Annotated in this window: 7 protein-coding genes; 1 reads left to right on the top strand and 6 read right to left on the bottom strand. The window is 65.8% G+C overall.

The genetic code is table 11. From position 1 onward, the window contains the following. Nucleotides 1-43: 43 nt before the first annotated feature. From ACWIGM_RS27250 to fdnG, 6 genes are all read right to left on the bottom strand, one after another. The gene (locus ACWIGM_RS27250) at nucleotides 44-724 is read right to left on the bottom strand and encodes a tetratricopeptide repeat protein (protein ID WP_454029411.1); all 681 of its coding nucleotides are present in this window, start codon (nucleotides 722-724) and stop codon (nucleotides 44-46) included. A gap of 49 nt (nucleotides 725-773) precedes the next feature. Beyond that, on the bottom strand, nucleotides 774-2,180 hold the full coding sequence (gene selA / locus ACWIGM_RS27245) for an L-seryl-tRNA(Sec) selenium transferase (RefSeq protein WP_454029108.1): 1,407 nt from the start codon (nucleotides 2,178-2,180) through the stop codon (nucleotides 774-776). A gap of 25 nt (nucleotides 2,181-2,205) precedes the next feature. Further along, on the bottom strand, nucleotides 2,206-3,126 hold the full coding sequence (gene fdhE, locus ACWIGM_RS27240; RefSeq protein WP_454029107.1) for a formate dehydrogenase accessory protein FdhE: 921 nt from the start codon (nucleotides 3,124-3,126) through the stop codon (nucleotides 2,206-2,208). Nucleotides 3,127-3,197: 71 nt separating this feature from the next. After that, the gene (locus ACWIGM_RS27235) at nucleotides 3,198-3,893 is read right to left on the bottom strand and encodes a formate dehydrogenase subunit gamma (protein ID WP_454029106.1); all 696 of its coding nucleotides are present in this window, start codon (nucleotides 3,891-3,893) and stop codon (nucleotides 3,198-3,200) included. After that, the gene (gene fdxH / locus ACWIGM_RS27230; RefSeq protein WP_454029105.1) at nucleotides 3,877-4,797 is read right to left on the bottom strand and encodes a formate dehydrogenase subunit beta; all 921 of its coding nucleotides are present in this window, start codon (nucleotides 4,795-4,797) and stop codon (nucleotides 3,877-3,879) included. The genes ACWIGM_RS27235 and fdxH overlap by 17 nt, the downstream gene beginning before the upstream one ends. A 10-nt stretch (nucleotides 4,798-4,807) precedes the next feature. Continuing rightward, the gene (gene fdnG / locus ACWIGM_RS27225) at nucleotides 4,808-7,891 is read right to left on the bottom strand and encodes a formate dehydrogenase-N subunit alpha (protein ID WP_454029104.1); all 3,084 of its coding nucleotides are present in this window, start codon (nucleotides 7,889-7,891) and stop codon (nucleotides 4,808-4,810) included. 817 nt (nucleotides 7,892-8,708) lie between these two features. Between fdnG and ACWIGM_RS27220 the strand changes: the two genes are divergently transcribed. Next, a partial coding sequence (locus ACWIGM_RS27220; protein ID WP_454029103.1) for a beta strand repeat-containing protein occupies nucleotides 8,709-12,727 on the top strand: 4,019 nt, incomplete at its 3' end.

The raw sequence follows: 12,727 nt of genomic DNA, 5'->3' as shown, positions 1-12,727 counted from the left end.
TCTTGCCGTGGTCGATATGGCCGGCCGTACCGATGATCACCGCCTAGGCCTCCGCTGGGGAGACGGCCGCGCGCGCGGCCTTGACGAAGGGCGCGGCGAGCAGGCTGCCATTGCGTTCGGCCTCGAGCAGCAGAGCGAGCGCGCGGGTCGGATCCTTCTCGAGCCCCTGGCCCAGCAGCGTAGCGGCGCCGAGCATAGCCATCGCGTCGGCATCGCCGGCCTCGGAGCCGCGCCGCCACCAATGCGCAGCCAAGCCGGCATCGCGCTCCACGCCGAGCGCATCGTGATGGATCATGCCGAGCCGGGTCATGCTGGTGGCGACGCCGGCCTCGGCCGCCGCCTTCGCCCAGCGCAGCGCCTCGGGCCGATCGGCCTCCAGCCCGGTTTCGAGCAGCATCCAGGAGAGCATGTCCTGGGCGGCCGCATCGCCCTGCTCGGCGGCGAGGCGATAGAGCCGCATCGCCTCGCTATTGTCCTGCTCGGTGCCCTCGCCCTTGAAATGCAGTGTCGCGAGATTGCGCTGGCCGACCGGGTCGCCGTTCTGCGCCGCCAGTGTGAGCCAGCGCAAGGCAAGGGCGGGATCGCGCTCAACGCCGATCCCCTCGGCGAAGCAGGCGCCGATATTGTTCTGGGCGCGCCCGACACCGGCATGGGCAAGCGGCCCCCAGATCGCCAGCGCGGCGCCATGGTCGCCACGCTCGACCGCTGCGGTCGCCGTGGCCATCGCCGTGCCGATATCGGTCTGCGCCGCTTCGTTCCTGCCGAGCAGGCGGTCAAGCCAGCGCATGGTCCGCTCGCGGCTTCAACTGACTCAGCTGGCTCGTGAAGGTGGCCTCGTCCTCCAGGCAGCGCAGATCGAACAACAGCGCGCCCTGGAAAATGCGGCCGATCACCGGCAGAGGCAAGGCACGGAAAGCCGCAGCGAGCCCCTCGATTGCGGAGCCGGACGCCTTGGCGGCAGGCTTCAGCGCCAGCCCCGCGCTCGGCAGCGTCTCCAATGGCAGAGCGCCGGAACCGATCTGGCTGGAGCAATCGACGATCTCGACCGTCCAGCCCGGCCCCACCGCGCTAGAGAGCACCGGCAGCAGCTGCTCGGCCAAGGCCTGCAGCTCGGCGGCGGGGCGGGTGAACAGGCGCAATGTCGGCAGGCGCTGCGCCAGCCTATCGGGATCGCGATAGAGCTTCAGGGTCGCCTCGAGCGCTGCCAGCCTGAGCTTGTCGAGCCTGAGCGCCCGCTTCAGCGGATTCTTGGCGAGCTTTGCGACGAGGTCCTTCCGGCCGGCGACGATACCGGCCTGCGGGCCACCGAGCAGCTTGTCGCCGGAGAAGGTGACGAGGTCGGCGCCGCCCTTCAGCGCGTCCTGCACGGTCTTCTCGTGGCGCAGGCCCCAACGCGCCAGATCGACCAGCGTGCCGGAGCCGAGATCGTCGACGAAGGGGATGCCGTGGTCGCGGCCGAGCTTGGCGAGTTCGGCAGGCGACACCTCGGCGGTGAAACCCTGAACCAGATAGTTGGAGGTGTGAACTTTCATCAGCAGCCCGGTCTGCGGACCGATCGCCTCGGCATAATCGCGCAGATGGGTGCGGTTAGTGGTGCCGACCTCGCGCAGCACCGCCCCGGCGCGCGCCATGATATCTGGCATGCGGAAGGCGCCGCCGATCTCGATCAATTCGCCGCGCGAGACGATCGCCTCCCGCTCCCTGGCGAGGGTGTTGAGCACGAGCAGCACGGCCGAGGCGTTGTTGTTGACGAGGACGGCATCCTCGGCCCCGGTCAATTCGCGGATCAGGTCGCGCACATGCGCATCGCGCTCGCCGCGCTGACCGGCGGCGATCTCGTATTCGAGATTGGTCGGAGCCCGCATCGCAGCGACGACGGCCTCGATGGCTTCTTCCGCCAGGAGCGCACGGCCGAGATTGGTGTGCAGCACGGTACCGGTGAGGTTGATGACAGGGCGCTGTGACGGGCGCTCCCGGTCCTCCAGGCTCGCCAGCGCCCGTTCCGCGATGGCCTCGACCGGGATGGCTGCCACGCCTTCGTCCCGGCGTAGGCGCTCCAGCACCTGCCGGACGGCGCCCGTCGCAGCCTGCCGGCCATGGCGGGCGATCGCCAGCTCGCAATGCGGGCTGCGCAGCACCTCGTCGACCGATGGCGGGCGGAAGCGTTCGGGTCTGTTCATCAGCTCCCTCCGGGAGACAGAATGGTCAATAACCGAGCAGGAACGGGTTCACGCCGGCGCGCCGCCAGCCGGCTTCGGAAACGAGGATGTCGAGCCCCAGGCTCGCGACGTCGTCGGCCGCCGCCTCGAGCTCGGGATCCTTTCGCTGGTTCAGGATCTTCACATAGGTTTTGCACTCGTCACAGGTCTCGGCCTTGATCGTGTCGGCGATGCCCTCGATCGCCTGGTAGTTGATGCCTTTGGTCGAGCCGCAGGAGACGCATTTCACCCGGACATGGTTCCATTGCACCGCGCAGAGCGAGCACTGGACATAGCGCACGCCGTCGAGGTCCACCGTGGCGACGATGGCGCTCGTCACCGGCGGGCCGCCGCAACAAGGGCAGACGCCGTCGGCGACCGGCTGCGGCAGCAGGGCATCGAGCCCGGCCGTGCGCTTGGCCGCGGCGACCTGAAGCGCCGCCGCCGCGAAGATATGGTCGGCGACGGTCTCGGCGGGCACCGCATCGCTGAGCACGGCCGCGAACATGACGCGCCGGCCCTCCTCGTCCATGGCCCTGACGCGGCCGAGCGCTTCGCGCGCGAGCTCGGGCATCGCGACCTCGTTCATCAATGCGGTCAGCTTCATGAAGCAAGCGGCAGCGGTCTCATCCTCGGCCAGATCCTCGCGCGGCACGGGCGGCATCGCATTGGCGGCGCGGCGGCGCTGCTCGTCGAGCGAAGGCAGCGCAGGCATATCGACCTCGCCCGCCAGCCTGTCCTGCGCTTGCGACAATGCGGCCAGGAAACGAAGATAAGGTTCGAGCTGATGACCGGGTGCGAGCGCATTGAAGCGCATCGCGCGCAGGCCGAAGAGCGATCGCGGTTCGGGCAGGCGCAAGAAGGGCGGCTTGTCACGCTCGGCGATGCCGACATCCTCGAATGTCGCAAAGCCCTGATCTTCACTCATCAGGCACAGACCTTCCGAACCACACGGGTCACGTCGGGGACCGAGGCGGCCCTGGCCGCCTCGGCATTGCTCTACTCTGCCGGGCGCGCGTTATGCCGACGTGGCGGCGTCTGGCGCTCGTCGATCACGCCTTCGCGCGCCTCGCCGCGCAGCCAGAGCCGATGATGGCGATAGGCCCAGCCGCCGGTGACCTTGCCTTCGGTCATCGCACTGATCGTGCCGCGCACGTAGAAGCCGGCATAGATGTGGACGATCACGACGAGCAGCATCGCCACCGCCGCCAGCGCATGGACGATATGGCCGAAGCGCTGCTGTTCGATGGTGAAACTGGTGCCGAAATACTCGTACCAGATCACGATCCCGCTCACGAACAGGACGATGATCAGCAGCGCCATCAGCCAGAAGATGATCTTCTGCGCGCCGTTGTACTTGCCGATCTCGGGCAGATTCTCCTCACGCCCGGACATCACCTCGCCGATATGCCCCATCCATTTCGTATCGGCCTTGGTCCAGAAATTGTACCGGACCATCTGGATGAACAGGATGGTGAAGCTCGCCAGCAATACGATGCCGAGCCAGGGATGGAGCCAGCGGGTGTTCGAGCCGCCGCCAAAGAAGCTGCTCAGAAAGAACAGCGAGGGGTGGAACAGCGCTGCGCCGCTGAGCGCGAGCAGGATCAGCGAGATCGCGGTAACCCAGTGATTGACGCGCACGCGGCCGGGATAGCGGTCGACGGTCGTGCGCTCTTCCTCACGCCTGACGGCCACGGGCGGCCTCCTCGTCGATCAGATGCTCGGCCTCGCGGTCTTCCGCGCGGCTGACGTCGTTGCGCCTGGCCACGGTGGCGTGGACGAAGGCGAAAGCGGCGGCAAAGCCGACTGCCGCCATGCCGGCGTATTTGGTCAGCCCCTTCCACAGCTCGACGACCTGGCTGATCCGCGGATTCTGCGGCAGGCCGGCGTAGAGCTGCGGCTGATCGGCATGTTGCAGCACATACATCACATGGGTCCCGCCGACGCCGGGCGGATCGTAGATGCCGGCGTTCTTGAAGCCACGCGATCTGAGGTCGGTGAGCCGGGTTTGCGCGTAGTCCAGCATGGCCTGCTTGGTGCCGAACACGATCGCGCCGGTCGGGCAGGCCTTGGCGCAGGCCGGCGCCTGGCCGACCGAGACGCGGTCGGAGCAGAGCGTGCATTTGTAGGCCTTGTGGTCGGCCTGGCTGATGCGCGGGATATTGAAGGGGCAGCCCTTCACGCAGTAGCCGCAGCCGATGCAGTGCTCCGAGACGAAATCGACGATGCCGTTGTTGTACTGGACGATGGCGCCGGGCGAAGGGCAGGCCTTGAGGCAGCCCGGATCGGCGCAATGCATGCAGCCGTCCTTGCGGATCAGCCATTCGAGATTACCGCTCTGCGGGTTCTCCCATTCGGTGAACCGCATCAGCGTCCAGGTGTTCGGCGTCAGATCGTGCGGGTTGTCATAGACACCCCGGTTGATCCCGACCTCCTCGCGCAGATTGTTCCATTCGAGGCAAGCCGACTGACAGGCCTTGCAGCCGATGCATTTGGAGACGTCGATGAGCTTCGCCACCTCAAAATCGTGGCGTATGTCCGGCGGCCGGAAATTGGTGGCCGAGATGCGGGCGAAGTCCTGACTTTGCAATCCTGCCATCACCGCCTCCCTAGCTGACCGCCGGTCCGTTGCTCGGTTCGACATTCACCAGGAACGCCTTGAATTCGGGCGTCTCGATGTTGGCGTCGCCGACGAACGGGGTGAGGCTGTTGGGGCCGAAGCCCTTCCTGGCCGCACCGGTGAAGCCCCAGTGGAGCGGGATGCCGACGACATGGACGGTCTTGCCGTCGCAGATCAGCGGCTTGATGCGCTTCGTCACCACCGCCTTGGCGTGGACCACGCCGCGGGCCGAGGAGACCTTGACCCAGCCGCCGGGCTGGATGTTCTTCTCCTTCGCGAGCTGCTCGCTGATCTCGACGAAGAACTCCGGCTGCAGCACCGCATTGACCCAGACGTGCTTCGTCCAGAAATGGAAGTGCTCGGTGAGCCGATAGGAGGTCGCCGCATAGGGGAACTTGTCCGAAGTCCCGAGCGCCGCCAGATCGTCCTTGAAGATGCGCGCGGCCGGGTTGCCGCGGATCTTGGGAGCCAGGACGTTGACGACGGGGCTCTCGAACGGCTCGTAATGCGCCGGGAAGGGGCCGTCCTTCATCATACCGCGCGAGAACAGCCGCGCCGTGCCCTCCGGGTTCATGATGAACGGGCCGACATCGCGCGGTTTCGCGGTCGGCGCGATGTCCGGCACGTCGTAGCCGGACCAATTGGTGCCGTTCCACTCGATCAGCTTGCGCTTGGGATCCCAGGGCTTGCCATCGATATCTGCCGAGGCGCGGTTGTAGAGGATGCGCCGGTTGGCCGGCCAGGAGAAGGCCCAGTTGGAATAGGCGCCGGTGTTGCCGGGGTCGCTGGTGTCGCGCCGGGCCATCATGTTGCCGCGCTCGGTCCAGCAACCGGCGTAGATCCAGCAGCCGCAGGCGGTCGAGCCGTCGTCGCGCAGCTGGCCGAAGGTGTCGACCTGCTTGCCCTTCTCCAGCACGATCTTGGTCGGATCGACCGGATCGTTGACGGTCGAGACGACGTAGCCGTTCAGCTCCTTGGCCATCTCGTCCGGCTGCGGATCGTCCGGATCGCGATAGGCCCAGTGGAGATTGACGATCGGGTCCGGGAAGGCTCCGCCCTCCTTCTGGTAGAGCGCGCGCAGACGCTGATACAGCTGCGCCATGATCCAGGTGTCGGTCTTCGCCTCGCCCGGAGGCTCCTGGCCCGGCCAATGCCATTGCAGCCAGCGGCCGGAATTGACCAGCGAGCCCTCGTCCTCGGCGAAGCAGGTCGTCGGCAGCTCGAAGACCTCGGTCCGGATGCTCTCGGGCTTGACGTCGTTATGGACGCCCTCGTCCTTCCAGAACCGTGCCGTCTCGGTCTGCAGCGGGTCCATCGAGACCAGGAATTTCAGCTTCGACAGCGCCTGCGTGACCTTGCCGCGGTTCGACAGCGAGAGCAGCGGGTTGAAGCCCTGGCAGAAATAGCCGTTGACCTTGCCCTGATGCATCATGTCGAAATAGCGCAGCATATCGTAGCCGGGCACGTCGAGCTTGGGCAGCCACTGATAGGCGAAGTCGTTCTCCGCCGTCGCCGCCTTGCCCCACATCGCCTTCAGGAAGCTCACCATGAACTTCCTGTAGTTCTGCCAGTAGCTCATCTGGTTCGGCCGCAGCGGCTTGAAGCCGCGCGTCGACATGTAGGTCGAGAAATCGACCTCCTTGTCGGTCCCCAGCGTCAGATATCCGGGGATCAGGTTCGACATCAGGCCGATATCGGTGAGACCCTGGATATTCGAGTGGCCGCGCAAGGCGTTCATGCCGCCGCCGCGCACGCCGATATTGCCGAGCAGCAGCTGCAGCATCGCCATGGAGCGGATGTTCTGCGAGCCCTTGGAATGCTGCGTCCAGCCGAGCGCGTACATCGAGGTCATGACCTTGTCGCGCGCAGAGGTCTCCGAGATCATCTTGCAGATCGCCAGGAACTTGTCCTTGGGCGTGCCGCAGATGCGCTCGACCATCTCCGGCGTATAGGCCGCGATGTGCCGCTTCAGGAGCTGATAGACGCAACGCGGATGCTGCAGCGTCTCGTCGACCTGGACATAGCCGTCCGGACCGAGCTCGTACTCCCAGCTCGAGCGGTCATAGTCGCGCTTGGCCTCGTCATAGCCGGTGAACAGACCGTCCTGATAGCCGAAGCCTTCCTTCACGATATAGGGCGCGTTGGTGAAGGCGCGCACATAGTCGTGCTGGATCTTGTCGTTATCGATGCAGTACTTCATCGCCCCGAGCAGGAAGGCGATGTCGGTGCCCTGCCGGATCGGCGCATAGAAATCGGCGACGGCGGCCGAGCGCGTGAAGCGCGGATCGACGACGATCAGCTTGGCGCCACGCTGGGCTTTCGCCTCGGTGACCCACTTGAAGCCGCACGGATGCGCTTCAGCGGCGTTGCCGCCCATGATGACGACGAGGTCGGTGTTCTTGATGTCCGTCCAGGAGTTGGTCATCGCACCGCGACCGAATGTTGGGGCCAGACTGGCCACCGTCGGTCCGTGTCAAACGCGCGCCTGGTTGTCGAACGCCAAGACCCCGAGGCTTCGGACCACCTTGTAGGTCAGGAAGGCGGTCTCGTTGGTCGTGGCCGAGGCCGCCAGGAAACCGGTGGTCAGCCAGCGGTTGACTGTCACCCCGTCCTGGTTGGTCGCGACGAAGTTCTTGTCGCGATCGTCCTTCATCAATCGGGCGATGCGATCGAGCGCCTCGTTCCAGCTGATGCGGCGGAACTCACGCTCGCCGGGGCCGCGGTATTGCGGGAATTTGGTGCGCGTCTCGGAATGGACGAAGTCGAGCAAGGCCGCGCCCTTGGGGCAGAGCGTGCCGCGATTGGTCGGGTGGTCCGGATCGCCTTCGATATGGACGACGGCGGAATGGGCGTTCTTGGACTTGTCGCCCAGGCTGTACATGATGACGCCGCAGGCGACGGAGCAGTACGGGCAGGTGTTCCGCGTCTCGGTGGTCTGAGCCAGCTTGAACGGGCGGACTGCCTGGGCGAGTGCCTCTTCCGGCCCGCCGAAGCCGAGTGCAGCGATGGCCGAGCCAGCTAGTCCGGCTCCTCCCCCTGCTAAAAATTGGCGGCGTGATAGCTCTTTCAGCATCTCATACCTCCCAGAGGGCGCATGTCGCCATTCTCTTAGTTTGGAATAGTGAAACTCTAGGAGTCCGGCGTCAAGACAACACTTTGGTCGATACTACGGATCCACGTACGGGGTGCGCTCCAACGCCGCAGCCGTAATATTGCACTGCAACAGAAAATGTATTGCCGGGCACGTGGCCTTGGCAGGTAGACCTCGCAGTCTTGGTGCAGCGCGCCCAGTGCTGAAAAGGATCAGCGAATATTCGACCCAGCGTAGGGTTATATCCGGAAGCGCCTGCCGAAATATCGACCTCGCATTGCTACAGGCGGGATCGGCGATCAATTCTCGGCTACACTCATGACGCGACTGGCGCGCTCGACACATCACATTGCGGGTCTTCGCGCCGCTTCCGGCGACCCGGCCGCAGGCACCTAGCATTGCAGCGACGTGCTGAACTCCGGGCGCCACACATCCGTGGCTTGCATGAGCCCCGGGGCGGACGGGCGTGAAGCGGTCAGCGCTCGAGCTTTTGCCTACGTCTTTCGGATGAGACGGATTCGCGGTGTCGAGCGGCGAGCCCGTTTCAGGGGCACTTGCGCGGCAATGCCGGGCCTTTCACCGCGCAGCCGCGCTTCCTGCATGCCCCCCATGTGACGAATGCAGATTGCCATCACCATCAGAACTACTACCGTCTCCTACAACTTATGCGCTATTTCGGCTAATTTTTCCCTAAAATGATTATTATCTCGCTCTTGGCGAAGTATAAACTCGCCGTACTTGGCAACATATAAACACTCTTACTACGAATCCGCCGAACCCCTGTGAGGAGACCGACATCATGGCTACGAAGTACGGGACTGAGCAGGCAGATATTCTTTTCGCCGATGAAGAGTTCGCCGATGTCTCGGGCTTGGGCGGCGATGATCAGATCTTCGGCAATGCACAGGCCAATGTCCTGTCGGGCGATGACGGGGCCGACCTGCTCGATGGCGGCGCTGGTGACGACACACTGATCGGCGGCACCGGCAACGACATCTATGTGGTCGACAGCGCCGCGGATACCGTCGTCGAGGCAGCAGCTGAGGGCGTCGATGAGGTCCGCACCAACCTTGCCGCCTATACGCTCGCGGCCAATGTCGAAAACCTGAGCTATACCGGCGCGGGCAGCTTCACCGCGACAGGCAACGACGCCAACAACGTCATCATCGCAGGTGCGGGCAACGATACGCTGATCGGCGGCGCCGGGGCGGACACGCTCGACGGCGGTGAGGGGAACGATACCGCGAGCTATGCAACCAGCGCGGCGGCCGTCGCGGTCAACCTGGCGACTGGTGTCAACACCGGCGGCGATGCCCAGGGCGACACGTTGATCAGCATCGAGAACGTCACCGGTTCGGCCTTCGACGACAGCCTGACCGGCGATGCCGGCACGAACGTCCTGACGGGCGGCGCCGGCGCCGACACGCTCGATGGCGGCGCTGGCGACGACACGCTGATCGGCGGAACGGGCGATGATGTCTATGTGGTCGACAGTGCTGCCGACGCGGTTGTCGAAGCGGCTGATGAAGGCGCGGATGAGGTCCGCACCAGCCTGAGCGCCTACACCCTCGGCGCCAATATCGAGAACCTGACCTATACCGGGACGGCCAACTTCACCGGCACCGGCAACAGCGCCAACAACGTCATCGTCGGTGGCAGTGGCGACGATGTCCTGACCGGCGGTGCCGGGGCGGACACGCTCGACGGCCGCGGTGGGAGCGACACCGCGAGCTATGCCGCCAGCGCGGCGGCCGTCACGGTCAATCTCGCGACGGGCCTCAATACCGGCGGCGATGCCGAAGGTGACACGCTGATCAGCATCGAGAACGTCACCGGCTCGGCCTTTGACGACAGCCTGACCGGCGATGCCGGCGCCAACGTCCTGACAGGCGGCGCCGGCGCCGACACGCTCGATGGCGGGGCTGGCAACGACACGCTGATCGGCGGCACGGGCAACGACCTCTATATCGTCGACAGCGCGTCGGATGCCGTCGTTGAGGCTGCGGGTGAAGGCACGGACGAGGTCCGCACCAATCTGGCGACCTACACCCTGTCGGCCAATGTCGAGAACCTGACCTATACCGGTGGCGGCAACTTCACCGGCAACGGCAATGCCGACGCCAACACGATCATCGGCGGATCGGGCAACGATACGCTCGATGGCGGAGGCGGAGCCGACACGCTCATCGGTGGCGCCGGCGACGATCTCTACATCGTCGACAACAGTTCGGACGTCGTGACGGAGCTGGCGGGCGAAGGCACGGACGAGGTCCGCACCAGCCTGAGCGCCTACACCCTCGGCGCGAACGTCGAGAACCTGACCTATACCGGCAGCGGCAACTTCACCGGCACAGGCAATGCCGGCGCCAACACGATCATCGGCGGATCGGGCAACGATACGCTGAGCGGCGGCGGCGGAGCGGACACGCTCGACGGCCGCGGCGGGAGCGACACCGCGAGCTATGCGGCGAGCGCAGTGGCCGTCACGGTCAACCTCGCGACGGGCGTCAACACCGGCGGCGATGCCGAAGGCGACACGCTGATCAGCATCGAGAACGTCACCGGTTCGGCCTTCGACGACAGCCTGACCGGCGATGCCGGCACGAACGTCCTGACGGGTGGGGCCGGCAACGATACGCTCGACGGCGGCGCCGGGGCCGACACGCTCATCGGCGGCGCCGGCAATGACCTCTATATCGTCGACGACGCCTCCGACGTCGTGACGGAGCTCGCGAACGAAGGCACGGATGAGGTCCGCACCAATCTGGCGACCTATACCCTGTCGGCCAATGTCGAGAACCTGACCTATACCGGCAGCGGCAACTTCACCGGAACCGGCAATGCCGGCGCCAACACGATCATTGGCGGCTCGGGCAACGATACGCTGAGCGGGGGCGCGGGCGCCGATACGCTCGACGGCGGTTCAGGCTCCGACACGGCGAGCTATGCGACCAGCAATCAGGCCGTGACGGTCAACCTGGCGACCGGCGTCAACACCGGCGGGCACGCCGCCGGCGACACGCTGATCGGCATCGAGAACGTCACTGGCTCGAACTTCGCCGATACGCTCACCGGCGATGGCGCCGCCAATGTGCTGAGCGGCGGCGGCGGCAACGACGTGCTGATCGGCGGGGCGGGCGCCGATACGCTCGATGGCGGCGCCAACACCGATACGGCGAGCTATGCCGCAAGCGCCGCTGGCGTCTCGGTCGATCTCGCGACCAATCTCAACACCGGCGGCGATGCCCAGGGCGATACGCTGACCGCGATCGAGAACGTGATCGGCTCGGCCTTCGCCGACACGCTGCGCGGCAATGGCTCGGCGAACGTCCTGACGGGTGGTGCCGGCAACGATACGCTCGACGGCGGAGGCGGAGCCGACGCGCTCATCGGTGGCGCCGGCGACGATCTCTACATCGTCGACAACAGTTCGGACGTCGTGACGGAGCTGGCGGGCGAAGGCACCGACGAGGTCCGTGCGAATGTGGCCGCCTATACCCTGTCGGCCAATGTCGAGAACCTGACCTATACCGGCAGCGGCAACTTCACCGGCACCGGCAACGCGCTCGACAACATCATCGTCGGCGGAGCGGGGAACGACACGCTGATCGGCGGTGCTGGCGCCGACACGCTCGATGGCGCCGGCGGCAACGATACCGCGAGCTATGCGACGAGCGCGACGGCCGTCACGGTCAACCTGGCGACCGGCGTCAACACCGGCGGTGACGCCCAGGGCGATACGCTGATCAGTATCGAGAACCTCACCGGTTCGAACTTCAACGACAGCCTGACCGGCGACAGCCAGAACAACATCCTGAATGGCGGCGGCGGCGACGACGTTCTGATCGGCGGCGCCGGCAATGACCGGCTCGATGGCGGGGCGGGCGACGACAGTTTGACCGGCGGTGAAGGCGACGACGTCTACATCGTCGACAGCGGTGCCGACACCATCGTCGAAGCGGCAGGCGAAGGCGTCGACGAGGTCCGCACCAACCTCGGCTCCTATACGCTCGCGGCCGCGCTCGAGAACCTGAGCTATACCGGCACCGGCAACTTCACCGGCACCGGCAACAGCGCTGCCAACGTCATCACCGGCGGCATCGGCAATGACAGGCTGATCGGCCTCGGCGGCGCCGACACGCTGAACGGCGGCTCCGGCTCGGATACGGCCGACTACTCGGCTTCGGGCGCGGCGGTGACGGTCAACCTCGCCAGCGGCGTCGGCTCGGGCGGCGATGCCGCCGGCGACACGCTGGTCAGCATCGAGAACCTGATCGGCACGGCTTTCGTCGACAGCCTCACCGGAAATGGCGCGGATAACGTCCTGACCGGCGGCGCCGGAGCCGACGTGATCGACGGCGCCGGCGGCTCGGACACGGCGAGCTATGCGACAAGCGCGGCGGCCGTGACCGTGAACCTCCTCACGGGCGTCCATAGCGGCGGCGACGCCCAGGGCGACACGCTGACCTCGATCGAGAACCTGATCGGCTCGGACCTCGCCGACAATCTGCGCGGCGACGGCAATGCCAACACCATCGAAGGCCGCGCCGGCGCCGACGCGATCGACGGCGGCAACGGCTCGGATACGGCAAGCTATGTCTCGAGCAACGCGGGGGTGAACGTCAATCTGGGTGTGACGACGCAATCAGGCGGCCACGCGCAAGGCGATACTCTGACCTCGATCGAGAATTTAATCGGCTCAGATTTTGATGACGGGCTTACCGGCAGTGTCGACAACAACATCATCACCGGCGGCGCCGGCAATGACAGCCTGCGCGGCATGGAGGGTGTCGACACGCTCAATGGCGGCAGCGGGCG

The sequence above is a fragment of the Allobosea sp. NPDC055332 genome (assembly GCF_053645455.1).
This window is presented reverse-complemented; position numbering and strand designations above follow the sequence as displayed.

What these genes read in the sequence shown, in the direction of transcription:
- ACWIGM_RS27250 (WP_454029411.1), bottom strand. Translation starts at nt 724, where the DNA reads ATGGCCACGGCGACCGCAGCGGTCGAGCGTGGCGACCATGGCGCCGCG.
- selA (WP_454029108.1), bottom strand. Translation starts at nt 2,180, where the DNA reads ATGAACAGACCCGAACGCTTCCGCCCGCCATCGGTCGACGAGGTGCTG.
- fdhE (WP_454029107.1), bottom strand. Translation starts at nt 3,126, where the DNA reads ATGAGTGAAGATCAGGGCTTTGCGACATTCGAGGATGTCGGCATCGCC.
- fdxH (WP_454029105.1), bottom strand. Translation starts at nt 4,797, where the DNA reads ATGGCAGGATTGCAAAGTCAGGACTTCGCCCGCATCTCGGCCACCAAT.